27 protein-coding genes are annotated in these 26,699 nt (G+C 61.3%); 26 read left to right on the top strand and 1 reads right to left on the bottom strand.

The window, feature by feature from the left end; translation table 11 throughout:
• From ACESWY_RS05535 to ACESWY_RS05490, 10 genes are all read left to right on the top strand, one after another.
• Window positions 1-930 (top strand): YcjF family protein, encoded by a 930-nt coding sequence (locus ACESWY_RS05535; protein ID WP_117745944.1) that lies wholly within the window; start codon window positions 1-3, stop codon window positions 928-930.
• A 10-nt stretch (window positions 931-940) separates the two neighbouring features.
• On the top strand, window positions 941-2,818 hold the full coding sequence (locus tag ACESWY_RS05530; RefSeq protein ID WP_238057426.1) for a TIGR03960 family B12-binding radical SAM protein: 1,878 nt from the start codon (window positions 941-943) through the stop codon (window positions 2,816-2,818).
• On the top strand, window positions 2,815-3,627 hold the full coding sequence (locus tag ACESWY_RS05525) for a TIGR03936 family radical SAM-associated protein (RefSeq protein WP_373093219.1): 813 nt from the start codon (window positions 2,815-2,817) through the stop codon (window positions 3,625-3,627). Before ACESWY_RS05530 ends, ACESWY_RS05525 begins: the two co-directional genes overlap by 4 nt.
• A gap of 67 nt (window positions 3,628-3,694) precedes the next feature.
• Window positions 3,695-4,069, top strand: coding sequence for a 50S ribosomal protein L21 (gene rplU / locus ACESWY_RS05520; protein ID WP_373093218.1), 375 nt, complete (start codon window positions 3,695-3,697; stop codon window positions 4,067-4,069).
• 33 nt (window positions 4,070-4,102) lie between these two features.
• Complete coding sequence (gene rpmA, locus ACESWY_RS05515; protein ID WP_006236075.1) at window positions 4,103-4,360, top strand: 50S ribosomal protein L27; 258 nt, start codon at window positions 4,103-4,105, stop codon at window positions 4,358-4,360.
• Window positions 4,361-4,445: 85 nt separating this feature from the next.
• Window positions 4,446-5,912: a GTPase ObgE gene (gene obgE, locus ACESWY_RS05510; RefSeq protein ID WP_250787749.1), complete on the top strand. Its 1,467-nt coding sequence runs from the start codon at window positions 4,446-4,448 to the stop codon at window positions 5,910-5,912.
• A 3-nt stretch (window positions 5,913-5,915) separates the two neighbouring features.
• Window positions 5,916-6,593 (top strand): nicotinate-nucleotide adenylyltransferase, encoded by a 678-nt coding sequence (nadD, locus tag ACESWY_RS05505; protein ID WP_148331479.1) that lies wholly within the window; start codon window positions 5,916-5,918, stop codon window positions 6,591-6,593.
• Between the two features lie 87 nt (window positions 6,594-6,680).
• Window positions 6,681-7,214 (top strand): bis(5'-nucleosyl)-tetraphosphatase (symmetrical) YqeK, encoded by a 534-nt coding sequence (gene yqeK / locus ACESWY_RS05500; protein ID WP_373093231.1) that lies wholly within the window; start codon window positions 6,681-6,683, stop codon window positions 7,212-7,214.
• Between the two features lie 28 nt (window positions 7,215-7,242).
• Window positions 7,243-7,698, top strand: coding sequence for a ribosome silencing factor (gene rsfS / locus ACESWY_RS05495; RefSeq protein WP_035138582.1), 456 nt, complete (start codon window positions 7,243-7,245; stop codon window positions 7,696-7,698).
• A gap of 225 nt (window positions 7,699-7,923) precedes the next feature.
• On the top strand, window positions 7,924-8,673 hold the full coding sequence (locus ACESWY_RS05490) for a transposase (protein WP_161144683.1): 750 nt from the start codon (window positions 7,924-7,926) through the stop codon (window positions 8,671-8,673).
• A 217-nt stretch (window positions 8,674-8,890) separates the two neighbouring features.
• Here the strand turns inward: ACESWY_RS05490 and dinB are convergent, their stop codons facing one another.
• The gene (gene dinB / locus ACESWY_RS05485; protein ID WP_373093217.1) at window positions 8,891-10,144 is read right to left on the bottom strand and encodes a DNA polymerase IV; all 1,254 of its coding nucleotides are present in this window, start codon (window positions 10,142-10,144) and stop codon (window positions 8,891-8,893) included.
• Between the two features lie 201 nt (window positions 10,145-10,345).
• Between dinB and rpsP the strand changes: the two genes are divergently transcribed.
• From rpsP to ACESWY_RS05405, 16 genes are all read left to right on the top strand, one after another.
• Complete coding sequence (gene rpsP / locus ACESWY_RS05480; RefSeq protein ID WP_022094749.1) at window positions 10,346-10,687, top strand: 30S ribosomal protein S16; 342 nt, start codon at window positions 10,346-10,348, stop codon at window positions 10,685-10,687.
• A gap of 42 nt (window positions 10,688-10,729) precedes the next feature.
• Window positions 10,730-10,975, top strand: coding sequence for a KH domain-containing protein (locus ACESWY_RS05475; RefSeq protein ID WP_171021534.1), 246 nt, complete (start codon window positions 10,730-10,732; stop codon window positions 10,973-10,975).
• A 34-nt stretch (window positions 10,976-11,009) separates the two neighbouring features.
• On the top strand, window positions 11,010-11,501 hold the full coding sequence (rimM, locus tag ACESWY_RS05470; protein ID WP_271731256.1) for a ribosome maturation factor RimM: 492 nt from the start codon (window positions 11,010-11,012) through the stop codon (window positions 11,499-11,501).
• Between the two features lie 10 nt (window positions 11,502-11,511).
• Window positions 11,512-12,270: a tRNA (guanosine(37)-N1)-methyltransferase TrmD gene (trmD, locus tag ACESWY_RS05465; RefSeq protein WP_117745952.1), complete on the top strand. Its 759-nt coding sequence runs from the start codon at window positions 11,512-11,514 to the stop codon at window positions 12,268-12,270.
• Between the two features lie 2 nt (window positions 12,271-12,272).
• Window positions 12,273-12,836, top strand: coding sequence for a signal peptidase I (lepB, locus tag ACESWY_RS05460; protein WP_373093216.1), 564 nt, complete (start codon window positions 12,273-12,275; stop codon window positions 12,834-12,836).
• Window positions 12,837-12,895: 59 nt separating this feature from the next.
• Window positions 12,896-13,807, top strand: a complete 912-nt coding sequence (locus ACESWY_RS05455) for a glycine--tRNA ligase subunit alpha (protein WP_006236091.1) — start codon at window positions 12,896-12,898, stop codon at window positions 13,805-13,807.
• A gap of 3 nt (window positions 13,808-13,810) precedes the next feature.
• Complete coding sequence (gene glyS, locus ACESWY_RS05450) at window positions 13,811-15,907, top strand: glycine--tRNA ligase subunit beta (protein WP_373093215.1); 2,097 nt, start codon at window positions 13,811-13,813, stop codon at window positions 15,905-15,907.
• A gap of 34 nt (window positions 15,908-15,941) precedes the next feature.
• Window positions 15,942-16,808, top strand: a complete 867-nt coding sequence (locus ACESWY_RS05445; protein ID WP_373093214.1) for a pyruvate, water dikinase regulatory protein — start codon at window positions 15,942-15,944, stop codon at window positions 16,806-16,808.
• A 249-nt stretch (window positions 16,809-17,057) separates the two neighbouring features.
• On the top strand, window positions 17,058-19,808 hold the full coding sequence (gene ppdK, locus ACESWY_RS05440; RefSeq protein ID WP_373093213.1) for a pyruvate, phosphate dikinase: 2,751 nt from the start codon (window positions 17,058-17,060) through the stop codon (window positions 19,806-19,808).
• Between the two features lie 210 nt (window positions 19,809-20,018).
• Entirely contained in the window at window positions 20,019-20,360 is a 342-nt protein-coding gene (gene rplS / locus ACESWY_RS05435; protein ID WP_006236098.1) for a 50S ribosomal protein L19, read from the top strand.
• A gap of 93 nt (window positions 20,361-20,453) precedes the next feature.
• Window positions 20,454-21,242, top strand: coding sequence for a ribonuclease HII (gene rnhB, locus ACESWY_RS05430; RefSeq protein WP_373093212.1), 789 nt, complete (start codon window positions 20,454-20,456; stop codon window positions 21,240-21,242).
• A 189-nt stretch (window positions 21,243-21,431) separates the two neighbouring features.
• Window positions 21,432-21,917 carry a YraN family protein gene (locus ACESWY_RS05425; RefSeq protein WP_148331473.1) on the top strand — a complete coding sequence of 162 codons (486 nt, stop codon included), beginning with the start codon at window positions 21,432-21,434 and terminating at the stop codon, window positions 21,915-21,917.
• Window positions 21,917-23,440: a YifB family Mg chelatase-like AAA ATPase gene (locus ACESWY_RS05420; protein WP_373093211.1), complete on the top strand. Its 1,524-nt coding sequence runs from the start codon at window positions 21,917-21,919 to the stop codon at window positions 23,438-23,440. Before ACESWY_RS05425 ends, ACESWY_RS05420 begins: the two co-directional genes overlap by 1 nt.
• Window positions 23,437-24,372, top strand: coding sequence for a DNA-processing protein DprA (locus ACESWY_RS05415; RefSeq protein WP_373093210.1), 936 nt, complete (start codon window positions 23,437-23,439; stop codon window positions 24,370-24,372). Before ACESWY_RS05420 ends, ACESWY_RS05415 begins: the two co-directional genes overlap by 4 nt.
• A 14-nt stretch (window positions 24,373-24,386) precedes the next feature.
• Window positions 24,387-25,724, top strand: a complete 1,338-nt coding sequence (gene trmFO, locus ACESWY_RS05410) for a methylenetetrahydrofolate--tRNA-(uracil(54)-C(5))-methyltransferase (FADH(2)-oxidizing) TrmFO (protein WP_373093209.1) — start codon at window positions 24,387-24,389, stop codon at window positions 25,722-25,724.
• Window positions 25,721-26,641, top strand: coding sequence for a tyrosine recombinase (locus ACESWY_RS05405; RefSeq protein ID WP_373093230.1), 921 nt, complete (start codon window positions 25,721-25,723; stop codon window positions 26,639-26,641). The genes trmFO and ACESWY_RS05405 overlap by 4 nt, the downstream gene beginning before the upstream one ends.
• Window positions 26,642-26,699: the final 58 nt, after the last annotated feature.

Raw genomic sequence — 26,699 nt, 5'->3', positions numbered from 1 at the left:
ATGAAAATTCCCGTAGATAAGCTGACCCGCGCTTTTAAGATGGGCGCGTCCGTTAAGAAGGATTCCGATACGCCGGTGCGCGTCTCGGTCTATCTGGATTCGTCCGCCTCGCGCTTTCTGGCCGAGACGGTGCGTGACGCCTTTGTGCCGCAGACGACCTCGGGCATTGTGCGCGTCGAGCGTCTGGGGGAGGAGCGAATTGCTCCAAAGACCGATACCGATGTGGTGCTGGTGCTCTCGTGTGGTTCCGACCGCTTGGAGAGTGCCGTGCAGGAGCTCGTGATCGCCGGCGCGCCCGTGTGCGTGCTTGCCGAGTCTGCTGTGGAGGTGCCGTTTATCGAGGAGTCCACGCCCATGCTCGGCGTGGTAGCGGCAATCGATAAGACGTATCTGCTCGAGACGCTTGCCCGCTGGATTCTCGATCGCACCGACAAGGAAACGGCTTTTGCGGCGAACTTTGCCTTCATGCGCATCGCGGCGGCCAACCGTATCATCACCTCGTGCGCGCTCACCAATATGGCGACCGGTGCACTGGTGTTTTTGCCGGGCGCCGATTATCCCGTTATGGCGCTGGCGCAGGTGGGCATGCTCTTTGAGCTCGCTGCCGTCTTTGGACGCGGCATTAAACCCGAGCGTGGCTACGAGGTCGCGGGCGTGCTTGCCGGCGGTCTTGTGATCCGCGCGGTCACCCGCGCGCTCGTCAAGCAGACGCCGCATATTGGGTTTGCCGTCAAGGCGCTCACTGCTGCCGCGGGCACCTATGGCATGGGCCGTGCGCTCGTTTCGCTCTACGAGCGCGATGTCGACTACAGCCGTGCCAATGAGGTGGTCACTGCCACGTTTTCCCGCGTTCGCGATCTTGTGACCACGGTCGCGGGCGCTACCCGTCCTATGGCGTCCTACCAGGACGCATCAGATCTCGCTGCTTAGGGGTTTTCCGTTGCGCGTTCCGTACCAAGATTGTTTTCATTTAATTGAGCCGTTGCTCGCCAAGGTCGAGAAGCCGAGCCGCTATATCGATCACGAGTGGGGCACGCTTTCCAAGGCCGATGCCGACTACCGTTGCTGCCTGATCTACCCGGATGTGTACGAGGTTGGTCTGCCCAACCAGGGCATCGCCATCCTCTACAACATCCTTAACCAGGCCGAGGGCATCTCCTGCGAGCGCGGCTATGTGCCGTGGCCCGATATGGGCGACGCCATGCGCGAGGCGGGTATTCCGCTGCTATCGCTCGAGGGCGCAGCGCCGGTCGCTTCGTTTGATATCGTCGGTCTGCATGTGCCGCACGAGATGGCGGTGACGAACTTCCTCGAGGCACTCGACCTCGCTGGCATTCCGCTGTTAGCGGCCGACCGCACCGAGGACGACCCCATTATCATCGCCGGCGGTCCCTCGGTGTACAACCCCGAGCCGTACGCGGCCTTCTTCGATGCCATCCTCATCGGTGAGGGCGAGGAATCGCTGCTCGAGACCTGCCAGCTGCATCGCCGCCTGCGTGACGAAGGGGTCCCGCGCGCGCAGATTGTCGAGCAGCTTGCATCCATTGCCGGCAACTACGTGCCGTCGCTCTATGAGGTTCGTCATGACGAGCCCTGCTCGCCGCATGGCTACACCGTGCCACGTGAGGGCAAGGATGCGCCGACCGTGGTCTACAAGCGCGTCGTCGAGGATTTCGGCGCCACGAATCCGCTGTCGCAGTCGTGCGTGCCCTATGCGCAGCTGGTTCACGACCGCCTGTCTATCGAGATCCTGCGCGGCTGCGCCCGCGGCTGTCGTTTTTGCCAGGCCGGCATGACGTATCGCCCGGTGCGCGAGCGCTCGGCCGACCAGATCGTCTCGTCGGTGATTCAGGGCCTGGAAAAGACTGGCTATGACGAGGTGTCGCTGACCTCGCTCTCCACGACCGACCACTCCTGCATTCGCGACGTGCTCGGCAGGCTCAACCGTCGCCTGGAGGATACGGGTATTCGCGTGTCTATTCCGTCGCAGCGCCTGGATTCGTTTGGCGTGGATATGGCCGAGTCGGTCGCCGGCGAAAAGAAGGGCGGACTAACGTTCGCGCCCGAGGCCGGCAGCCAGCGCATGCGCGACATCATTAACAAGAACGTGACCGAGGAGGACCTGGACCGTGCGGCCAAGGCGGCCTTCGAGGCCGGTTGGAACCGCATGAAGCTCTACTTTATGATGGGCCTTCCCGGCGAGCGCGATGAGGACATCGTGGCCATCGCCAATCTGGCCGATCACGTGCTGGAGCTCGGTCGTTCCGTGGTGCCCAAGGCTCGTCGCGGCTCGATTTCGGTGTCGATCTCGGTTTCGGTCTTTATCCCCAAGGCTGCCACGCCGTTCCAGTGGTGCCCGCAGCTCGACTACGACGACGTCAAGCGTCGCCAGAAGCTGCTTATCACGAGCGTTCGCAACCGTGCCGTCCGCGTGCATTACCACGATGCCGAGACCTCGCTCATCGAGGCCGCGCTTTCCCGCGCCGGTCGTGACATGACGCCCGTCATCATCGATGCTTGGCGCTCGGGCTCTCGCTTTGACGCCTGGGTAGAGCATTTCTCGCTCGATAACTGGAAGGAAGCTGCTGCCAAAAACGGCATCGACCTCAATGAGCTCGTGCACCTGCCCTACGAGTTGGACTGGCGCCTGCCGTGGGAGCACGTGAGCCCCGGCTGCACGCGCGGCTTCCTCGAGCGCGAGTACCGTCGCTCGCTCGAGGGCGTCACGACTCCCGACTGTACCCGCACGTCGTGCACCGGCTGCGGGATCTGCCCCACGCTCCACGCCAAGAATGTATTGATGGGTGATCGCGCATGAGTGAGCGCCTGACCGACAACCCCTCGCTCTTTAGACTTCGTGTTCGCTATGGCAAGCGCGATCGCCTTAAGTACCTGGGCCATCTCGAAGTAATCCATACCATTGAGCGCATCGTGCGCCGTGCGGGACTTCCCTATGCCGTCACGCAGGGCTTCTCTCCGCACATGCGCGTGGGCTTCTCTTCGGCGCTGCCGGTGGGTACGTCGTCGACCTGCGAGTGGTATGACCTGTTTATGACCGAGTTCGTGGCGCTCGACGAGGCGTTTGGGCGCCTGTCTGCGGCGTCTCCGGCCGATCTGGCGCCCATCGAGGCGGCGTACATCGACGTGCGCACGCCGGCGTTGACGGCGCAGCTCACGCGCCTGTCGTATCGCATCGACCTGCACTTGGATCCCGAGGCGCCCGTAAGCGCCGACGAGGTGCGTCGTGCGATCGACACGCTGCGCGCGGGCCACGGCATCGACTACGCGCGCGGCAAAAAGAGCAAGCGCTTGGATTTGGATCACACGCTCGTGGGCTATGAGCTCACGGCGGGGGAGCGCCCGGACCATTTGGTGCTCATGCTCGACACCCATGCCGACAACGAGGGCTCCATGCGTCCGGAAATTTTGCTTTCTGCTGCTGATGTTTTGTTGCAGGGCTTGACCCCGGGCGTGGATGCACCTATTGTTTCCACCGGTATGCAAGACCTCGTGACCATCTGCTCCTACGATGTCGAGCGTCAGAATCAAGCATGCGAGGACGACGAGGGCCGACTCGTCAGCCCCATACCTGTGCGAACTTGTGGATTTGCTCCACATACTCGTTGACGGGGGTATTTTCGCCTGCTACTATATTCGGCTGTTGCACTAACTGATGCATGAAGGGCAAGTAAACATGTACGCAATCGTTAACACGGGCGGCAAGCAGTACAAGGTCGCCACCGACGATGTCATCACCGTCGAGAAGATCGAGGGCAATGAGGGCGACAAGGTCACCCTGCCGGTTATCTTCCTCAACGATGGTAAGAAGATCGTCATCGATCCCGACAAGCTGGCCAAGGCCAAGGTTACCGCTCAGATCGTTGAGCAGTTCAAGGGCGAGAAGCAGCTGGTCTTCAAGTTCCACAAGCGCAAGCGCTATCGTCGTCTGAAGGGTCACCGTCAGCAGCTGACCAAGCTGAAGATCGTGAAGGTTCAGGCTACCTCCCGCGCCAAGAAGGCTGTCAAGGCAGAGGCTGAGGCTGTTGCCGAGGCTCCCGTCGCCGAGTAGATTACACTCGTAACGAAAGAGTAGGTATACACAATGGCACACAAAAAAGGACTCGGTTCCTCCCGTAATGGCCGTGACTCCCGCGGTCAGCGCCTTGGCACGAAGCGCTATGCCGGCCAGACGGTAACCACGGGCACGATTCTCGTCCGTCAGCACGGCACGCACATCCACCCGGGTGAGAACGTTGGCCGTGGCAAGGACGACACGCTGTTCGCGCTGGTCGACGGTACCGTTGAGTTCCACAAGGGTATCAAGCACAGGGTCAGCGTACGCCCGCTCGCGAACGCGTAATTCACCCTTCATAGAGCACATATGTGGGAGGCACTTGAGTTTTAGGATTCAAGGGTCTCCCTCTTTTTTGTAGGAGGCGATTCTGTTGTCACAGTTCACCGATATCAGCCGCATTAACGTTTGCGGCGGCGACGGCGGAGCCGGATGCATGTCGTTTAGGCGCGAGGCATTTGTTCCCAAGGGCGGCCCCGATGGCGGCGACGGCGGTCGTGGCGGCAATGTCGTCATCCAGGCCGACGCTCAGCTTTCCTCGCTGATCGATTACCGATTTAAGCATCACTTCCGTGCCGAGCGCGGAACGCATGGCCAGGGTGCCCGCCGCAACGGCAAAAGCGGTGAGGACCTGATTTTGAAAGTCCCCATGGGTACCGTAGTCCGCGAGCTCGATCCCGAGACGCAGACCCCGATGTTCGAGATTGCCGACCTGGTGCACGACGGCGAGCGCGTTGTCGTGGCCCCCGGTGGTGCCGGCGGTCTGGGCAACACGCACTTTGTGACGTCGGTACGCCGCGCTCCGGCCTTTGCCCAGCTAGGCGAGCCGGCCGAGGAGCACTGGATTGAGCTTGAGATGAAGCTCATGGCCGATGCCGCACTCGTGGGCTTTCCCTCGGTGGGTAAGTCATCGCTCATTGCGCGCATGAGTGCCGCCCGCCCCAAGATTGCTGACTACCCGTTTACCACGCTCGTGCCCAATCTGGGCATGGTGCGTGCCGGCGAATATTCTTACGTCGTTGCCGACGTCCCCGGTCTTATCGAGGGCGCGAGCGAGGGCAAGGGCCTGGGTCACCAGTTCTTGCGCCACATTGAGCGTACGGCCCTGATCATGCATGTCGTCGACATGACGGGCGGTTTTGAGGATCGCGATCCGGTTGAGGACTATCGCATCATCAACCGCGAGCTCGAGCAGTATGGCGCCGAGCTTTCGGAGCGTCCGCAGATCGTCGTTGCCAACAAGTGCGATGCTCCGGGCACGGCCGACAAGATTGCCGACCTCAAGCGCGCAGCGCTCGACGATGGACATATGTTCTTTGCCGTGTCTGCTGTTACGGGCGCCGGCCTCAACACGCTGATGCTTGCCGTGGGCGAGCAGGTGGCTAAGCTGCGCGCCGAGTTGGCTGTCTCCGATGAGCCGGTCGTTCTGCGCGACGATGAGTGGGAGCGCCGCCGCCTGCAGCGTGAGAAGCGTTTCCGCATTGTCCAGGAAGAGCCCGGTGCCTTCCGCGTGGTCGGTCGTGCCATCGAGCGCATGGTCATTCAGACCGACTGGGAAAATGAGGAAGCCGTCATTTACCTGCAGCATAAGTTTGCGCGTATGGGTGTTGACGACGCGCTCGAGAAGGCCGGTTGCCGTGCGGGCGACGAGGTCCGCATTTGCCAGCGCGCCTTTGACTTTGAGGGCGCTGAGGACTTCTCGGAGTACGAGGAGCTCGAGGATGCTGGCGAGGACGTTGCCGTTGAGGCCATTGACGTGACCGATGCTGCGGATGAGGGCGTCGAGGTTGTCGATGCGGCGGATGCCGAGGACGATGCCGAGACCTCGGAGGGCGAGTAAGCCATGTCGTTGCGCGGTGGAATCGGTTTGCCCGAGCTGCCCATAAAAGAGGGCAAAGAGTTTCGGCTTGGCATTATGGGCGGCACATTTGACCCGATTCATTACGGGCACCTGGTGACCGCCGAGCAGGCGCGCGAGTCGCTCGACTTGGACGCTGTGCTCTTTATGCCGGCGGGCTCTCCTGCCTTTAAGCTTGACAAGCCGGTGACGCCTGCCGAGGACCGTTATGCCATGACGGTCCTCGCAACCGCCGCGAACCCGGCCTTTTTGGCGAGTCGGTTCGAGATCGACCGTCCGGGCGTAACCTACACGGCCGATACGCTTCATGCCCTTCGCGACTTTTATCCGCCGCAGGTAAAGCTCTACTTTATTACGGGCGCCGACGCGATTATCGATATTGTGACCTGGCATGATGCCGAACGAATCGCTGAGCTTGCTACCTTTATTGCGGCGACGCGACCGGGCTTTGATATCGATACGGCGCGTGCCCGAATCAAAGAGTCGGGGCTGCCGTTCGACGTGCGCTATATTCAGATTCCTGCGCTGGCGATTAGCTCGACGAACATTCGTAAGCGAGTTGCCCGCGGCATGAGCGTGCGCTATCTTACGAGCGAGTCTGTGCTCGGCTACATTCGCAAGCGCGGTTTGTATGTCGATCTGGGCCAAGAAGATTTTGAGTGATGGGGGTCTACGTTGTCGGTAGAGGATCAGTTTGAGGGCGATGAGCGCGCGCTGCTCAAGCGCATTCAAGAGCTGCTCGATGTTCGCATGAAGGATAAGCGTAAGCGCTATGTGCATTCGCTGGGTGTTGCCGAGACCGCACTTCATCTGGCCGAGGTCTACGGCGTTGACCGCTTTGATGCCGCTGCCGCCGGCCTGATCCATGACTGGGACAAAGTGCTCTCCGACGACGAGCTGGTCACGCGCGCCCTGCATTACGGCATTAAGATTGCCGGCTCTCCTTCCGCCGCGACGCCGCTTTTGCATGGCCCTGTTGCCGCCTATGAGCTTCCGCAGCTTTTCCCCGAGTTGTCGCCGGCCGTTTTCCAGGCTGTCGACCGTCACACCGTGGGTGCCTGTGACATGACGCCGCTCGATATGGTGGTCTTTGTGGCCGATGCCATCGAGCCCAACCGCCACGGCGACTATGCGCATGCGCTGCGCAAGATGGTGGGGGAGTTGACGCTCGATGAGTTGTTCTTCTCCTGTTTTGCGCAGGGTCTGGTCTATGTGATCCAGTCCGGGCGCTATCTTTATCCCACGGCTATTACGATTTACAACTATTACGCCCAGCTGCGCTAGCTCGGGTGCGTCTAGAAAGAGGTATTCCATGGCCGACGAGACCATGACCGACGAGCAGATTCTTGAAGGTGTGGAGCACAAGAGCTTCGTCGCCACGTCCGACCGCACTGCCGCCTCGCTGTCCGCGAGCGGTGTCGCCGCCGAGGATGTCGCCCGCGCCGCCGCGCAGGCCGCCTACGACAAGAAGGGCGAGGACGTTCAGGTGCTCGACCTGACCGAGCTTTCCGACGTGTGCGACTACTTTGTGCTTGCCACCGGTACCAACAACCGCCAGGTTGATTCGATCGTCGACGAGATTGAGGAGAAGGTCGCCGAGGCTTGCGGCGAGCATCCGTTCTCCATCGAGGGCCGCGAGCAGAAGACTTGGATGCTCATGGACTACGGTTCGGTTGTCGTCCACGTCTTCACTCCCGAAGCCCGCGACTTCTACCGCCTCGAGAAACTCTGGGGAGACGCCCCCCAGCTCCCCCTCAATCTCCTCTAGTAGCTCATTTGAGACGGGGTTTAGCTACCCTCACGCATATCGCCGGGCAGTTGCGGTTTTCCGCAGCTGCCCGCCTTTCTTTTTGCCCAAAGTAGCTAATTTGGGACGGGGCTTTTTTAGCTACTACCTACCGTTCGCCGATAGAAGCGAGTTGCGGTTCATTGCGTGATATTTAGCTTTCCGACTCGGGTAACGTATTTGTTATCTGTAGAGGAGGAGATGCGTATGACTCGGACCGCGCGGGAAATCTCTGTTTACGGCTATTACCATGTCGTCCAAAAGGGCTGTGGTGGTCAGCTGATATTTGAGGATGCCGATGATCGGATATATTTGATTCGGTTGCTTGCCTCGAAATGCCGAAAATACGACGTCAATATCATTGCTTGGTGCCTTATGGACAACCATATTCACTTGTTGCTAGATGATGAACATGTTCACCTGAGCGATTGCATGCACTCTGTTACGACTGCATATGCGATGTATTTCAACGCGAAAACCGGACGGAAGGGACCAGTTTTTCAGGATCGATTTAAGAGCGTGCCGATTCTTAACGATGATCAGCTGCTCAACTGTGTGAGATATATTCACGATAATCCTGCGAAAGCCAGGATTGGGACTGCTTCACTATATCGTTGGAGCAGTTTTAGCGAATATATGGGATACCCGGGTATTTGTATGACTGAATGTGTGCTAGGTTTGCTCGGAGATTCTCAGAGATTTTTTGCTTTCAGTACCTCGGGAGAACCGAATCGATATTGCTTCCGTGACGGCGCTCATGTGAGCGACATAGATGCACTGGAGTTTGCACAGGCTCTCCTTAAACCGTATGAGCCTCACCACCTTAAAGATTTGCCTAAAGCCGTGCGCGACAACTACATCCGTACGCTCAAAAACGAGGGCTTTTCGATAAAGCAGATCGTGCGCCTCACGGGCATCGGTCACTGCACGATTCAGAAGGTCAAGCTCGATCAGTAGCTATTTGGGACAGAGTTTTGTTGCGGCGGGCAAACCGGACATCCGGGGTAGTCAATTTGGGACGGGGCTATTTTAGCTACCCTTTGGCTGACGGTGAATGAATTAGGCCGAATGAATCTCAACCGATATATAGGGGTAGCTAAAATAGCCCCGTCCCAAATTGACTACCAATGCCGTGTCGGACGGAAGGCAGCAACCCCCCCCCGTCCAAAAAAGACTAGTTATTGAAGCGGGATTGGCGGCCGAAGGAAAGGGCGGTGTCGCCGAATTTGTCTCGGACGGCGTCGATGGCGACGGAGAGGTCGCGGCGGTCGCTGGATTGGGCTCCGCGGTCATCGATCTCGCAGAACAGGTCAGTCTGGATGCCGCCTTGGTGGTCGAAGTCGCTCATGCCGATGCCCGCTAAGCGAACATGCATGCCATCCTGCCAGATGTTGTCGAGCAGTTCGAGTGCAACCGCCACGAAGATGTTCTCATCGTCGGTCGGATGAGGCAGCCGGCGCTGTGCCGTACGCCCGCTGCCATACGAATACTTAAGCTTGAGCGTTACCGTGGCACCCGTCAGCCCCTGACGGCGCAGGCGGCGTCCCACTGACTCTCCCAACAGCGCAATCGCCGCCTCAATATCCCCACGCTCAGTCAAATCTTTCGCAAAGGTGCGTTCATTGCTGACCGATTTGACCTCGCGCTCTTCATCGAGACTCGTGACTTCGGAGATTTCGAGTCCTTGCGCACGCTGGCGCATGCGTTCGCCGTTGACGCCAAAAATAGAGGCCAAGGTGGATTCCGGTGCACGTGATAGCTCGCCGAGGGTGTAGATGCGCATGCGGCGCAGTCGGTCCTCGGCCGAGCGCCCGATGCCACTCATGGCAGATACCGGCAGCGCGGCCAAAAAGCGCTGCTCGGTTCCGGGGCGCACGATGGTCAGCCCAAACGGCTTATCCCGCTCGCTTGCGATTTTTGCGACCGTCTTGTTGCAGCCCACGCCAATGGAGCAGGTCACTCCCAGCCCTGCCACGCGGTCGCTTATACGCCGCGCAACCAGCAGCGGGTCTTCGGGCGCAAAGCGACCCGGTGTGATATCGATAAAGGCTTCGTCGATGGATACGCGCTCGACGCGCGGGGTCTCGTCGGCGAGAATCGCCATGACCTGCGCGCTCACCTCGCGGTAGCGATCAAAGTGCCCGTGCGTCCAAATGGCTTTCGGGCACAAGCGCCGCGCTTCGGCCGAGGCCATGGCAGAGTGCACGCCAAAGCGACGTGCCTCATACGAACACGTGGACACGACGCCACGCGAATCGGCGTCTCCGCCCACGATGAGCGGCTTGCCGCGCCATTCGGGATGATCGAGCATCTCCACGCTCGCAAAAAACGCATCGAGGTCCATCAGGCCCACCGCCGGACCCGTCCAGGGAGGCGGCGTGACGCCCGTGGCATCCTCATAACCGTATGTATGTTCGCGTCTTTCCATGTCATGAGTATACCGCGCAGCTCATGTGGGGTGCGTGTATGTGCTTGCAAATCCCGAATTCTTGTCTAAGATATGGATTTGCCCTCGACTACACCGAAGAAGTTGGTCTCACGGACTTCACCTGCCCGCGTCGATGGCGTATTATGTTCAACTGTTTGTTTGTAGTTGCAGCCTAAAGCTGCTTGGTTGGAGGAGTTTCCTTTGGCAGTCAAGATTCGCCTTGCTCGTCACGGCGCTAAGAAGCGTCCGTACTACCGTGTCGTCGTCGCCGATTCCCGCGCCCCGCGTGACGGTCGTATCATCGAGGAGGTTGGCCGCTACAACCCGATGACCGCCCCCAAGACCATCAACCTCGACCTCGAGAAGATCGCCGACTGGCAGTCCAAGGGCGCTCAGCTTACCGACGCCGTCGCCGCTCTGGTCAAGGCCGCCAACGAGGGCGAGAAGACCGAGACCGTCGTCAAGAAGTCCAAGAAGCAGCTCGCCAAAGAGGCCGAGGCCGCTAAGGCTGCCGCTGAGGCCGCTGAGGGCGCCGAGGAGTAAATCGTGCCTGAGGTTGACGCTGCACAGCTCGAGGGTGAGGCAATGCTCTCAGATCGCATCGCCGATCTCGTCGAATATCTCGTTGTTCAGATCGTCGACGACCCGGATTCCGTGAGCCTTGAGGTCATCGATGGTGACGACGCCTCTACAATTGAGGTTTCGGTCGCCGAGGATGACGTCGCTAAGGTCATCGGCCGTCGTGGCCGTACCATCAAGGCCATTCGCACGCTCGCCCGTGCACTGGCCGCTCGCCTCGACACTGCTGTCGAGGTAGAGGTTCTGGGCTAGGACCTTGAGGTCCCAGTACAAAAACATCGCCCGTGTGGTCAAGCCGCACGGAAGGAAGGGGGAGGTCCTCGCGCAGCCGCTGCGGGGGCTTCCTTCTGTATTAGAGCCGGGTATGCGCGTCGCCCTGACGCCGCCGGCGCTCAAGCGCGACCGCTTTTGCACGGTCGTGTCCGTCACCGATACGGGCGATGGCGATCTGGTCTCGTTTGAGGGCATTGACGACTTGACGGCCGCCGAGGGTATCACGGGATGCTACGTGCTGGCAAATCGTGACGATTTTGAGCTCGATTCGCTCGACGCTGCCTATACCGACCTGATGGGTCGCGAGGTGGTCGACGAGCGCTTCGGTTCGCTCGGCACGATTGTCGAGATCATGTCGACGCCCGCTAACGATGTTTGGGTTGTCGAGGGTGATCGGTACGGCGAGGTACTGATTCCCGTGATCGAGCAGGTCGTGCTCGATCTTCCCGACACAGGAACAATTTCCGTCCACGCTATGGACGGCCTGATCGATATGGACAATTAGGGAGGACAACATGCTGATCGAGACCCTTTCGGTCTTTCCCGAGATGTTTGAGCCCGTCATGTCCACGTCGATTTTGGGCCGCGCCCGCAAGGCCGGCCTTTTTGATTTTAAGGCGTATAACCTGCGCGACTGGACGCACGACCGCCATCGTACCGTCGATGACGAGCCGTACGGCGGCGGGCAGGGCATGCTCATGAAGGTCGAGCCTATCGCAGAGGCCATCGAGGCCATTAGCGCAGAGGGTCCCAAGCCCACTGTGGTGTTCTTTACCCCCTGTGGCGAGCCTTTTACGCAGCATGTGGCCGAGCGCCTGCTCAAAAGTGAGCGCCTGCTGTTTGTGTGCAGTCGCTACGAGGGCGTCGACGAGCGCGCGTATGCGTATGCCGATGAGCGTCTGTCGATCGGCGACTACGTGCTTACGGGTGGCGAACTTCCCGCTATGGTCGTTGCCGATGCCGTCGTACGCCTGATTCCCGGCGCCCTGGGCGACGAGATGAGCAATGTGGACGAGTCGTTCTCGACTGCCGAGGACGGAGGCCTGCTCGAGTACGCGCAGTACACCCGTCCCGCCGAGTTCAACGGCGAGGGCGTGCCGCCGGTGCTCGTGAGTGGCGATCACGCCAAGGTCGATGCCTGGCGTCGCAAGAACGCCATCGAGCGCACCTGCCGCTGGCGTCCCGATCTGATCGAGACGGCGCGCCTTACGCCCCAGGAGCGCGCTTACGCGCAGGAGATTTTGGACGCTGCGTATTCGCAGAGCGAGGAGTGAGAATGGTTCCATCGCAGCATTCCGCGTTGAGGGGCGCTTTTGAGTGGATCGCGGTCATCGCGATCGCGCTCGTGGCCACCTTCCTGATTCGCTCGTTTGTGGTCGAACCCTTTGTGGTGCCCACCGGCTCCATGGAGTCCACGATCGAGATCGGCGACCAGATCCTGGCGCAAAAGGTGAGCCTTGAGCTCGGCCAGCCTGTCAGCCAAGGCGATATCGTGGTGTTCCACAACCCCGATGGCACCTCCGAGCACGATGTTCTCGTCAAGCGTGTTATTGCCACGGCCGGCCAGACGGTCGACCTTCGGGACGGCAAGGTGGTCGTTGACGGCCAGGCGCTCGACGAGGACTACACGACCGGCATGAGCTGGCCGCTTTCGGTCCAGGCTCCCGGCGCTCAGGTAAGCTATCCCTACACCGTTCCCGACGGGTGCGTGTGGGTGATGGGCGACAACCGCGAAAACTCTGCCGACTCACGTTACTTTGGTCCCGTCGATCGCTCTGATTTGATCGCCGTGGCGCTTGTGCGCTACTGGCCGCTCAACCGCATCGGCGCTATCGACTAAAAACCGCTATAGTACAGTACCTAACCGTGTAATCGTTTCGACGAGGGGATATTAGAGGCATGAACGCTTCATCGCTTTCCTTCCAAGACATCATCCTGCGCCTCCAGCAGTACTGGGGCGAGCAGGGCTGCGTCATTATGCAGCCCTATGACTCCGAGGTCGGTGCCGGTACCTTCCATACCGCGACCACGCTGCGCTCGCTCGGTCCCGCCGAGTGGCGCACCTGCTATGCGCAGCCCTGCCGCCGTCCCGCCGACGGCCGCTACGGCGAGAACCCCAACCGCATGCAGCACTACTATCAGTTCCAGGTGCTCATCAAGCCTTCTCCGGTTAACGCCCAGGAGCTCTACCTGGGGTCTCTTGCCGCTATCGGTCTGGATCCCAACGACCATGACGTCCGCTTTGTCGAGGATGACTGGGAGAGCCCGACCCTTGGCGCCTGGGGCCTTGGCTGGGAGGTCTGGCTCAATGGCATGGAGGTCACGCAGTTTACGTACTTCCAGCAGGTGGGAGGCATCGAGGTCGACCCCGTGCCCGTTGAGATTACCTACGGCCTGGAGCGTATCGCCATGTACGCCCAGGGCGTCAACTCGGTCTACGACCTGGTGTGGAGCTACCTGCCCGACGGCACGCCCATGACCTACGGCGACGTGTTCCTCGAGAACGAGCGCGAGTTCAGTGCCTATAACTTTGAGGTCGCCAACGTCGAGATGATGCGTCAGAAGTTTGACGACTACGAGGCCGAGTGCCATTCCTGCCTGGAGCGCAAGCTGCCGCTGCCGGCATATGACTGCGTCATGAAGTGCAGCCACGCTTTCAACCTGCTCGATGCTCGCGGCGCCCTGTCCGCGGTCGAGCGTGCCAACTACATCCTGCGCGTCCGCGCCGTCGCCAAGGCGTGCTGCGAGGCCTACATGGCCGAGGTCGCCGGAGTCAACGAGAATGCCGACCAGGAAGGCGAGGTGGCGTAAGCCATGGCAGACGCTAAGGATTTCCTGTTTGAGATCGGTACGGAGGAGATGCCCTCCGCGCCGCTGAACAATGCCGTCAAGCAGCTTGGCTCCATGATTGCCAAGGGTCTCGACGAGGCCGGTCTGGCCCACGGCGAGGTCCGTGTGATCTCGAGCCCGCGCCGCCTGGCTGCGCTCGTGGCTAACGTCGCCACCGCGACCGATGAAGTCCATGAGGTCAAGCGTGGCCCCGCGGCCAACATTGCCTTCGACGCTGACGGTAACGCCACCAAGGCCGCCCAGGGCTTCGCCCGCAAGTGCGGTGTGGCTGCCGAGGATCTGGTTCGTCGCGAGGACACCGACGGCCGTGAGTACGTCTTTGCCGAGAAGAACATCCCTTCCGCCCCGGCCACCCCGATCCTGACGGCCCTGTGCGAGAAGACTATCGCTGGCCTGCAGTGGCCCAACTACCGCTCTCAGCGCTGGGGTCACGAGCATGCGACCTTTGTTCGTCCGGTCCGCTGGATCTGCTGCCTTCTGGGCGAGGACGTTGTGCCCGTGTCGTTTGCCGACGTGACGAGTGGCAACACCACGCGTGGTCATCGCGTGCTTGGCCCCGGTGACCATGTGGTCGCCAGCCCCGCCGTCTACGAGCAGGTGCTCGAGGACGCCGGCGTGCTTTCTGCCGAGCGCCGTCGCGAGGCCATCCTTGCCGGTATCGCCGAGGTCGAGGCTGCCCGTCCCGGCTGCCATGTCGATACGCCCAAGAAGGTCTTTGAGGAGGTCATCAACCTCTGCGAGTGGCCGACGGTGCTCGTCGGGACCTTCGATGAGGAGTTCCTCAAGGTCCCGCACGAGATCATCTGCGAGTCCATGCTCACCAACCAGCGCTACTTCCCGATCTATGACGGCGAGGGCAAGCTCACGCGTGAGTTCGTGGTCGTCTCCAACAGCAAGCCCGAGAACGCCGAGCGCGTGATCGACGGCAACGAGCGCGTTGTGCGTGCCCGTCTGGACGATGCCAAGTTCTTCTACGAGGAGGACCTGAAGATCTCCCTCGACGAGTTCCGCGAGCGTCTGGCCAAGGTCGCCTTCCAGGAGAAGCTCGGTAGCGTGCTCGCCAAGTCCGAGCGCATCGAGCAGCTCGCGCTCGCTATTGCCCGTGAGGCACACCTGGGTGCTCACCTGGCAGCCGATGCCGCTCGCGCCGCGCACCTGTGCAAGGCCGACTTGGTATCCAACGCCGTCGTCGAGTTCACGAGCCAGCAGGGCGTGATGGGCGGTTACTACGCCACCGCGATGGGGGAGAACGATGAGGTCGCCCACGCCATTCGCGATCATTATCGTCCCCGCTTTGCCGGTGACGAGCTGCCCGAGGGCACCGCTGGCTGCATCGTGGCCTGCGCCGACAAGCTCGATACCATCGCCGGTATCTTTGCCATTGGCGAGCCCCCGACCGGCTCCTCCGATCCCTACGCGCTGCGTCGTGCCGCTATCGGCATCATCAACATCCTGCGCGACCGTCTGCCGATCGATCCCACGTCGCTTATCGACTTTGCCCTTGAGCTTTATAGCGAGCAGGGTATCGAGTTCGACGCCGCCGAGGTCGCTCAGCAGGTTCGCGACTTCTTCCACGGCCGTCTGGTGAGCATGGCCCGCGACGAAAAGATCCCGGCCGATACCGTTGCCGCCGTCTCCGCGGTGCACATCATCGCCCCGTCCGTCTTCTTCGCCCGCTGCGCCGCCCTCGACGAGGCCCGCAAGAACGACGCTGAGACGTTCGATAACCTGGCGACCGCCTATGCCCGCGCCGCGCACATCTCCAAGCCCGAGCTGGGCGCGGAGTACGACCGCGCCCTGATGGGCGAGGTCGAGCTCGCGCTTGCCGATGCCTCCGAGGCTGCTCAGACCGCTGTCGACGCCGCCCTTGCTGCCGAGGATTACCCGGCCGCATTTGCCGCCCTTGCCGCCCTGCGCGCCCCCATCGACCGCTTCTTCGACGAGGTCATGGTCATGGATAAGGACGAGCAGCTTCGCGATAATCGCCTTAAGCTGCTCAACCGCTTCGAGGCCGTTTTCTCCGGCATCGCAAACATCGGTGAGCTTGCTCGCAAAAAGTAAGCCAGCCTGCGCATAAGCGCAAAAGGAGCCCCGCATGGATTGCCCGGTCACCGCTCGTCCCACCGTTATCGTTATCTCCGACTCGCTCGGTGATACCGCTTGTGAGGTGGTGCTTGCGGCGTCCGGGCAATTTGATGAAGGGGCTTTTCGTCTCTTGCGCCTGCCCAAGGTGAACTCGGTGGAGCAGGTCAAGTCGTTTGTGGGTCCGCGCGTCGATGCCGATCATCGCGATATTGCCGTGTTCCACACCATTGTCGATCCGGCGCTTCGCGCCCGTGTGCTCGATTACCTGGGCATGCTGCATATCCGTTCGGTCGACCTGATCGGCCCGACGCTCGCCGTGCTGTCGTCGCTCATCGGTGTGCCGCCCAAGGGCGTTGCGGGCGTGATTCACAAGACCGATGACCGCTATTTCCATCGTATCGAGGCCATGAAGTATTTCGTTGAGCACGATGACGGGCGCGGCTGCGACGATCTGTCGGGTGCCGATATCGTGCTGCTGGGCGTATCGCGTACGTCCAAGACGCCGCTGTCGATGTATTTGGCCTATCAGGGCTACAAGGTCGCCAATGTCCCACTGGCGCATGGCATGGAGCCGCCCAAGTCGATTTACGAGGTCGACCCGATGCGCCTGTTCGGCCTGATTTCGACCGTCGATGTGATTTCCGAAATTCGCGATAGCCGCTTGGGCGATGACTACGCTCGTGCCGTTGCCGGCTCCTATGCCGAGCCTGAGAGCGTGCACAGCGAGCTCGAGGAAGCCCGTGCGCTCATGAAGCGCCTAGGCTGCTTTGTGGTGCGTACCGACGGCAAGGCCATCGAGGAAAGCGCAGCCGAGATCATTAGCCACTTGGAGGAAATCCAAGAAGCCCGTGCCCGCCGCGCCGCCCGTCGAGCCTAATAGTAGCAGCATTTTGATAAAGCGATTTAGCAAAAATATCGCATCTGACCTGCACTTTCTTACAGTGGTATATTCATAAGGTAACCACCTTTACCTACCGTTTACCGCCAGTTTTAGCACGTTTACCAAACCGCGCATCCTCTGCTTAAGCCCGCTCAAAACCCGCCGTATAGTTCCCTCACGGCCCGCATTTGGCGGGTCGATTCGTTACCACGGTCGTGCGCGTAAGTGCATGAAAGGGGAAGTATCGTGAGCGATTGCAAGAGGGTTTACCGTTTTGGAACCGACGCCCAGGGCACCTGTGTCACTGAGGGCGACAAGTCCATGAACTTCGTGCTTGGCGGCAAGGGCGCAAACCTTGCCGAGATGAGCCGCATCGGCCTGCCGGTTCCCGGTGGCTTTACCATTACCTGCCAGACTTGCGTCGAGTACTCCGGTGCCGGCAACGTGTGGCCCGAGGGCGCACTCGATGAGATCGTTGCTGCCGAGGCAGACCTCGAGGCCCGCTGCGGCAAGAAGCTCGGCGACGCCTCCGATCCGCTGCTCGTGTCGGTTCGTTCGGGCGCTCCGTTCTCCATGCCCGGCATGATGGACACGGTCCTCAACTTAGGCCTCAACGACGACTCCGTTCAGGGGCTCATCGCCCAGACGCAAAATCCGCGTTTTGCTTGGGATAGCTACCGCCGCTTTATTCAGATGTTCTCCAACGTCGTTATGGGCGTTGACGCCGACCTGTTCGAGAACGCCCTGACCCAGGCCCGTCTGGTCGCCGGCGTTCGCGTCGATTCCGAGCTTTCGGCTGAGGACCTGCATGAACTCGTCGAGACCTTTAAGGGCATCTTCTCCGAGAACGTCGATGCCTCCCTGTATCCCGAGCTCGAGGTCGCTGACGGCAAGCCCGTCTTCCCGCACGACCCGGAGCTTCAGCTACGCCTTGCCATCCAGGCCGTCTTTGGCAGCTGGATGAACGAGCGTGCCTGCATCTACCGCAAGCAGCATGGCATTTCCGACGACCTCGGCACCGCCGTCAACGTGCAGGCCATGGCCTTTGGCAACAAGGGCGAGACCTCTGCGACGGGTGTCGCCTTTACGCGTAATCCGGCCGACGGCACCAAGGAGTTCTACGGCGATTTTCTGGTTAACGCCCAGGGCGAGGACGTCGTCGCCGGCATCCGCAACACCGAGCCCATTGCCGACCTCAAGACCACCCCGGGCCTCGAGTCCGCAGGTGAGGAGCTCGAGCGCGTGTTCCTGACGCTCGAGGATCATTATCGCGATATGTGCGATATCGAGTTCACCATCGAGCAGGGCAAGCTCTGGATGCTCCAGACCCGCGTGGGCAAGCGCACCGCCACCGCCGCCCTGCGCATCGCTATCGAAATGGTCGAGGAGGGCCTGATCACCCGCGAGGAGGCCGTGAGCCGCATCGATCCCGCGCAGCTCGACCAACTCCTGCACCCGCAGTTTGACGCCTCCAAGAAGTACGAGGCGCTGGCCAGCGGTCTGAACGCCAGCCCCGGTGCCGCCGTGGGCGAGGTCGTGTTCTCGAGCGACGACGCCGGCACGCGTTCCGCCGAGGGCCACAAGGTCATTCTGGTTCGTTGGGAGACCAACCCCGACGACCTGAAGGGCATGGTCGCCGCCGAGGGCATCCTGACCAGCCACGGTGGCAAGACGAGTCATGCCGCCGTTATCGCCCGCGGCATGGGTACGCCCTGCGTCTGTGGCGTTGAGCGCTTCCATATCGACGCCGCCGAGAAGGTCGTGCGCATCGAGGGCAGCGACCGCGTGCTGCGCGAGGGCGATGTCATCTCCATCGACGGCACCCAGGGCATCGTCGTCGACGGCGCCGTCGACCTGGTCTCCGCCGAGCTTACCGGCGATCTGGACACCATCCTGTCCTGGGCCGACGAGATTCGCCTGGACGAGACCTGTGGCCATGCCAACCATGTGCGCGTCAACGCCGACAATCCCGAGGATGCCGAGCTTGCGCTCGAGTTTGGCGCCGAGGCCATCGGCCTGTGCCGCACCGAGCACATGTTCCTGGGCGACCGCAAGAACATCATCCAGAGCTTTATCCTGTCTGACGATGAGGCCGTGAAGCAGCAGGCCCTGGCCGACCTGCTCAAGGTTCAGACCGAGGACTTCCTGGCGATGTTCAAGACCATGTCCGGTCGCGATGTGGTCGTCCGCCTGCTCGATCCGCCGCTTCATGAGTTCCTGGATAATCCTCGCGAGCTCGAGGTCGCCATCACCAAGAAGGAAGCCGCCGGCGCCAGCGAGGAAGAGCTTGCAGCCCTGCGCGCCCGCCTGCGTCGTATCGACGGCATGGTCGAGTCGAACCCCATGCTCGGCCTGCGCGGCGTTCGCCTGTCCGTCGTCTTTAGCGATCTGCCACTCATGCAGGTTCGCGCCGTCGCCACGGCTGCTGCCCGCCTTATCAAGGAGGGCGTCGACCCGCGACCCGAGATCATGGTTCCGCTCGTCTCCATCACGGCGGAGCATGTCCAGACCCGCGAGGTCATCGAGCGGGTAATCGCCGAGGTTTCTGCCGAGGAGGGCGTCGAGCTCAATATTCCCGTGGGCACGATGCTCGAGCTGCCGCGCGCCTGCATGGTCGCTGACGAGATCGCCCATTATGCAGACTTCTTCTGTTTTGGCACTAACGACCTCACCCAGACGACCTTCGGTTTCTCGCGTGACGACGCCGAGGCTAAGTTCATCCCGCTGTACATGCATAAGAAGATCCTGAAGGACAATCCCTTCGAGACCATCGATACCGCGGTGCTCGAGCTGGTGCGCATGGCCGTCGAGAAGGGCCGCGCCACCAACCCCGACATGCACTTTGGCGTGTGCGGCGAGCACGGCGGCGACCCCAAATCCATTAAGGGCCTGTTCAACGTGGCCGACGTGGACTATGTGTCCTGCTCGCCCTACCGCGTGCCCCTCGCACGCCTGGCTGCCGCCCAGGCCAAGCTCGAGGCGAAGCGCTCCGCGTAACGTTTTGGGTTCAGACGCCTAACGTAGCCCCCCTTCATGCCGTCCGTCTCATTCGTGAGGCGGACGGTTATCATGTGCGGGTTTTGTCTTTTTGTCTGCGTAAAAAATTGTTCTTGCAGCAGAAACCCGCGCGTGTATACTCGAATACGTTTGTTCAACTACGTGCCGGCCAAGGTGGTACGGCACCTCTAGAAGAGTAAGGAATTGCACATGGATTACATCCGCGCAATCGAGCGTCAGCAGATCCGCGAGGACATTCCTCAGGTTCGCGTCGCCGACAACGTCAAGGTTCACTACCGCATTAAGGAAGGCGACCGCGAGCGCATCCAGGTCTTCCAGGGCGACGTCATCCGCATGGCCGGCGCCGGTGCCCGCGAGACCTTCACCGTCCGCAAGATGTCCTTCGGTGTCGGTGTTGAGCGTACCTTCCCGCTTCACAGCCCCAAGATCGCCAAGCTCGAGGTCGTTCGTCATGGTCGCGTCCGTCGCGCCAAGCTGTACTACCTCCGCGACAAGGTGGGCAAGGCTGCTCGCATCCCCGAGAAGCGCTAAGAAGATCGCAGCGTCTGTCCACTCGTTTGGACACAAGGGCCACCTTCGGGTGGCCCTTCTTTTTATCTGATTTGCATGCAAGGAGGGCCTGGTATGGCCAATATGACGAGCTCGGTTTCGGCATCGCAGGTTGCCGGAGAGCTAGCGAGCGCAACGTTTGAGGAGATCCCCGCCCTCGTGGAGCATTATCGCGAGGACCCGCGCCAGCAGGTGATCAAGGCTTGTGAACGCGCCCTCAAACGCCATGCCAAAGAGCTTGCCGAGCGCGAGCGCGTCAATGACATGTACGAGCTTATGCATGAGCTTGGCGGCGATGGGGTGGTCGTTGGTGTCGACGAGGTGGGTCGCGGATCGGTGGCCGGTCCTTTGACGGTATGCGCCGTCTGTCTTCCAATGGAGCCGCGCGTCTGGGGTATCAACGATTCCAAAAAGCTCACGCCCGCGCGCCGCGAGTTGCTCTCTGTGAAGATTGCCGAGGTGGCGACTGCCATCGGCTTTTACCATATCGCTCCTGCGGATATCGATGAGATGGGCATGGCCCGTGCTATCCGTACTGCCGTTGCGGGCGCCGTGGCCGATACGGGACTTGAACCCGACTGCGTCCTCATGGATGGCAACCCCTTGGGCGCCGTTCCTAACGAGCGCGATGTGGTGAAGGGCGATGCCAAAATCGCCTGCATCGCCGCAGCGTCCATCATGGCCAAGGTCACGCGTGACGAGATGATGGTCGAGTACGACGCCGAGTATCCCGAGTACCATCTGGCCGAGTCGAAGGGCTACGCGAGCCCCGAGCACATCGAGGCCATTCGCAAACACGGACTTTGTCCACTGCACCGCGTGAGCTTTTGCGGAAACTTTCTGCAGACTGAGCGCCTTTTCTAGGTCAATTGTGGAGACAGGGACCTCTGGGGTTTTATAAACCTGCTGGTAGCGGGCCGTATGCAACACCATTGCTGCATACGGCCCGTTTTTTGACGGCATTTGGTTAGCTTTTGGTTTGCTTCCGGTACTTACCCGCATGAAAGGTGCCCTCATCATCGGGGCAATTCAGTGTGCGGGAAAGGAGACCCCATGAGTGCCGCAAGCAAAAAGAGCAAGACGCAGCAGCTCAAGGAGCGTTGGGAAAACGGCGAGCTCGACTGCGGGGCGATGACGCCCGAGTTTATCAAGGGACTCAGTCCCCGCGAGCTGGGCATGCTGGGCGAGCTGATCACCATCGACTATTTTAACGAGCGCGGCTACACCTTGCTGGAGCAGGGTTATCGTTGCACTGAGGGCGAGGCCGATCTGGTGCTGCTCGATGAGCTCGACGATGTCGTGGTGATGGCCGAGGTCAAGACCAGACGCGTTGCACTGGATTGCGACACGCGGGTCTTTCCCGAGGAGGCCGTGGACGCCCAAAAGCAACGCCGTTACCGCCGCATCGCAAGTTGCTACCTCATGGAGCATTATCCGCTCAAGGCGATTCGCTTCGATGCCGTGGGTGTCACCATTCGTGGCGGGCATATTGCCGAGATCGAGCATCAGTACAACGCGTTCGATTGGCAGGTGTCGTGATGGCGTTCGAGACGTTTGCCGTTCACGCGGCCTGCATCCGCGGCGTCGAGGCGATTCACGTCACGGTCGAGGTCTCGCTTGCCGGTGGCGTTCCGGGCATCCAGATGCTCGGCATCCCGAGTATGGAGGTGATGGAGTCACGCGGTCGTATTCGCTGCGCGATGCGCTCCGCCGGGTTCGAGATCCCGCGCTCGGGCATTACGGTCAATCTGGCACCCGGCGATATTCGCAAGACCGGTAGCGGCTTTGATCTGCCCATCGCCATCGCGGTATTGGCGGCCGATGGTCAGATTCCCCGCGACAACCTCGATCGTTGTCTTATTGCTGGTGAGCTTGGCTTGGACGGCACGGTGCTTCCCGTCAAGGGCGAGGTGGCGTTTCAGCTATTGGCGCGTGATATGGGGCTGTCCTTTATCGCCGGCAGGTCCGACCAGCATGTGCCACTCGCGGGCGTGGATTGCGGCTTTATCGATCATTTGTCTCAGCTTGCTCATGGTATGGGCGATGCCGCGCGGCACTACTTGGATTCTGAGGGCATCGAGGCGACCTTTGAGCCTGAGCTCGACTATGCCGACGTGCTGGGGCAGGAGGTTGCCAAACGCGGCATGGCGCTGGCGGCAGCGGGTGAGCTCGGTTTGCTTATGATCGGGTCCCCGGGATCAGGCAAGACGATGCTCGCCCGTCGTATGACCGGCATCCTGCCCGAGCTTTCCGTTGAGGACCAGCAGGAGGCGCTGTGCATCCATTCGGTCTTGGGCGAGAACATCGATGGCTTGTTGGCGGGGCACCGGCCCTTCCGCAGTCCCCATCACAGTATTTCAACGGCGGGCCTCATTGGCGGAGGACGCCCGGTGCACCCAGGTGAGATCAGCCTTGCTCATGGCGGCGTGCTCTTTTTGGACGAGCTTGCCGAGTTTCCCACGGGTGTGCTGCAGACGCTGCGTCAGCCCATCGAGCGCGGCTATGTGAGGATCGTGCGCGTCGACGGGGCCTTTACCTTCCCGTCGCGCTTTCAGCTGCTGGCTGCGAGTAATCCCTGCCCCTGCGGCTTTTTGGGCGACCGTGAGGTGCCATGCCGCTGCTCGGCATCGATGGTCGAGCGCTATCAGTCTAAACTGCGCGGTCCTTTGGCCGACCGTATCGACATGATGATCGATGTGACCCGTCCCGACCCCCAAGTGATTATCGAGGGTGCGGAGGGTATGTCGTCGGCCGAGTTACGTGACTACGTTGTGCGCGGTCGCGCTTTTCGCGCTTGGCGCGAATCCCGTATGGACGATGCGGATGCCGAGGCCGAGGATGATGAGACGCGGTCCATTGACGGCGTCGTTTCGACCTTTGAGCTCGATGATGCGGCGGAGAAGTGTGTGCTCGGCCTGTCGAAGCGCACGCATCTCACGGGCCGCGGCATCGTGCGCCTGGTTCGCATTGCGCGCACGATCGCAGATGTCGCCGAGAGCGAGCGAGTGACGCAGGACCACGTGCTCGAGGCGGCGATGTACCAGGGAAGGAGGGACCAATGATGGCCGAGGGGACCTTTGAGCTGCATCCAGGTGATGCGTTGTATCCCGAGACCGTTTTGGAGCTTCCTGATGTACCCCAGACGCTCTATGTGCGCGGCAACCCCGAGGTGCTTTCGACGCCCGCGCTCTCCATCATCGGCGCGCGCAAGGCCTCGCCGTATGGTCTTGCCGTGGCAGAGCTTGCGGCAAAGGTGGCGGTCGAGGCGGGAGTGACGGTAGTTTCGGGCGGCGCGGTCGGTTGCGACCAGGCCTCGGGTTGGGCTGCGGTCAACGCTGGCGGCAAACACGTCGTGGTGCTGGGGACGGGCGCCGACGTGGTCTATCCGCGTTCGAGCGCGGGGCTTATTACGCGCACGCTTGATACGGGTGGCACGGTCGTGTCGATCTCTCCGTGGGGCATGGGTCCGCGCAAGTTTGCCTTTCCGCGCCGCAATCGCGTGATCGCGGCCCTGTCGCAAGCCCTCTTTGTATCCGAGGCTGGTATGCCTTCCGGGACGTTTTCTACAGCCGAGGCTGCTATGGATTTGGGGCGCGAACTTCTTGCCGTGCCGGGGTCGATCCTATCGCCCGAGTCGCGTGGCACGAATTACCTCATTGCGAACGGTGCCTGCTGCATCATCGACGAGGAATCTATCGAGATGGCTATCTCACGCATCTATGGAACCCTGCGCTACTCGCGCCCCGATGCTCCCGGCATTGCCGACCTGGATCAAACGCAGCAGACCGTGATGCATGCGCTCATCGCCTCTCCGCTCAAGGTCGACGACATCGCGGCGCTCGTCTCGCTCGATGCCGTCGGTGTACTCAAACTCTTGGGTTCGCTTGAACTCGAGGGCCTTATCGAGCGCATGATGGATGGAAGGTATGCGCCCTCCAAGTTTGCCCTTCACGCCCAGACACCCTTCGGTCACAATGGAAAACGTGTCAATTAGAAAGGTGTTTGCAGATGCAGTTCGATCAGGTGACAGTTATCGGTGGCGGTCTGGCGGGGTCGGAGTGCGCGATCCAGCTGGCAGATCGCGGGTTTGCCGTAAAGCTGTGCGAGATGCGCCCCCAGGTGAGCTCCCCGGCCCACCATACCGATCACCTGGCAGAGCTCGTCTGCTCCAATTCGTTTAAGTCGACCCGTCCGGATTCCGCGGCTGGTTTGCTGAAAGCCGAGCTTGAGCGCATGGGTTCAGTCCTGCTCGATTGCGCCCATCACGCGGCTGTTCCCGCCGGTGGCGCCTTGGCGGTCGACCGCGTCAAGTTTTCCGAGCTTGTCGAGGCCGAGGTTGCCGCCCGTCCCAATATCGAGGTCGTGCACGGCGAGGTCACGCAGATTCCCGAGGGTCACGTGGTCATTGCCGCGGGCCCGCTGTGTTCACCGGCGCTGAGCGAAGAGGTTATGAAGCTCGTCGGTGGCGATGCCCTTGCGTTCTTCGATGCCGCGGCGCCGATCGTCGATGCCTCCACGCTCGATATGGACGTGCTGTTCTCGCAGTCGCGCTATGAGGAGCAGGGGAGCGGCGACTATCTCAACGCTCCGCTCAATAAAGAGGAGTACGAGGCCTTTATCGAGGCGCTTACCACGGCCGACCGCGTGGTGCTCAAAGACTTTGAGGGCGGCGATTTGTTCCAGGCCTGCCAGCCTGCCGAGGAAGTTGCGCGCACCGGCAAGGACGCCATTCGCTTTGGCGCCATGAAGCCCGTTGGCCTCACCGACCCGCGTACCGGACGTCGCCCCTGGGCGGCGATACAGCTGCGTGCCGAGAACAAGGAGAAGACCGCCTATAACCTGGTGGGCTTCCAGACCAACTTGACCTTTGGCGAGCAGAAGCGCGTCTTCCATATGGTGCCGGGCCTGGAGAACGCTGAGTTCTTCCGCTACGGTGTCATGCATCGCAATACCTTTGTCGACGCTCCGCACGTGCTCGATGGCACCTTTGCCGTGCCCGGTACCGGCGTGCGCCTGGCCGGTCAGATCACCGGCACCGAGGGGTACATGGAAGCCGTGGCGACAGGTCTTCTCGCGGCGCTCAACACCTATGCCGAGGCTATCGGTGCCGCGGGCGTCGAGTTGCCGCGTGTGGGCGCCCTAGGTGCGCTCGTGGACTATGCGACCGATCCTGCCACCGTGGGCTATCAGCCTATGCATGTCAACTTTGGCCTGGTGCCGCCACTCGAGGATGGTAAGCGCCGCAGCAAGCGCGACCGATATCAGGCCTATGCGGACCGTGCGCTCGAGGCCCTCGATGCCTACTTGGCCACGCGTTCCGACTTGTTTGGAGGCGACCGGTCATAGCCTTTGACCTGTACGACACCGTCGACTCGTTTATCGCCTATATCGCACGCGTCGAGGGTCTTTCTCCCAACACGGTGACGGCCTATGGCTCGAGGCTGGAGCGCTTTGCTGCCTGGTGCGAGCGCGAGGGCATCGACGCTCGCGCCGCCGACGTACGGACCGTTCGTTCCTATTTGGCCGAGCTGTCGCGTGGCCAGGCGGCGGCTCGGACCCTTGCGGCACACCTGTCTGCCATTCGCTCACTCTATCGCTGGATGGCTGCCGAGGGGATTGTCGAGGGCGATGCGGTCTCGGTGATCGCATCGCCCAAGCTGCCGCGTGACCTGCCGGGCGTCCTTACGACCCAGCAGGTTGAGGCACTGCTCAAGACGCCTGATACCTCGACGCCCGCGGGACTGCGCGATGCGGCGATGCTTGAGTTGCTCTATGCCTCCGGCGCGCGAATCTCGGAGCTCGCGGCGCTCAACGTGGAGTCTATTGGTTGGTCCGAGCGCACGCTGCGCCTGTGGGGCAAGGGAAGCAAGGAGCGCATCGTTCCTCTGTATCGTCGTGCGCTCGATGTGACGCGTCTCTATATTGAAGAGGGGAGGCCGGAGTTGCTCGCTCGGGCAAAGCGCCGCGACCTCGCTACCGGGCCGCATCCGCTGCTTATATCGGCGCGCGGCAATCGCATGAGCGCCGCGATGCTCCGGCGGCGGTTCCATACGCTGGCGACGCTCGCCGGCATTCCGGCTGACATCGCCCCGCATGCGATGCGCCATACCTTTGCGACCGACTTGCTCGAGGGCGGTGCGGACCTGCGCTCGGTTCAAGAGCTGCTAGGTCATGCGAGCCTGTCCACGACGCAGATCTACACGCATCTCACACCCGATCGGCTCAAACGTGCCGTGGCTCAAGCCCATCCCCGCGGCGAATAGTGGCTGGGACGTCCCGCGCCGCACTCAGGTGTGTGGTTTTGATTGCGGGTTGGCAGGA

It is taken from the genome of Collinsella aerofaciens ATCC 25986, from assembly GCF_964237925.1.
Classification (GTDB): domain Bacteria; phylum Actinomycetota; class Coriobacteriia; order Coriobacteriales; family Coriobacteriaceae; genus Collinsella; species Collinsella aerofaciens_BJ.
This window is presented reverse-complemented; position numbering and strand designations above follow the sequence as displayed.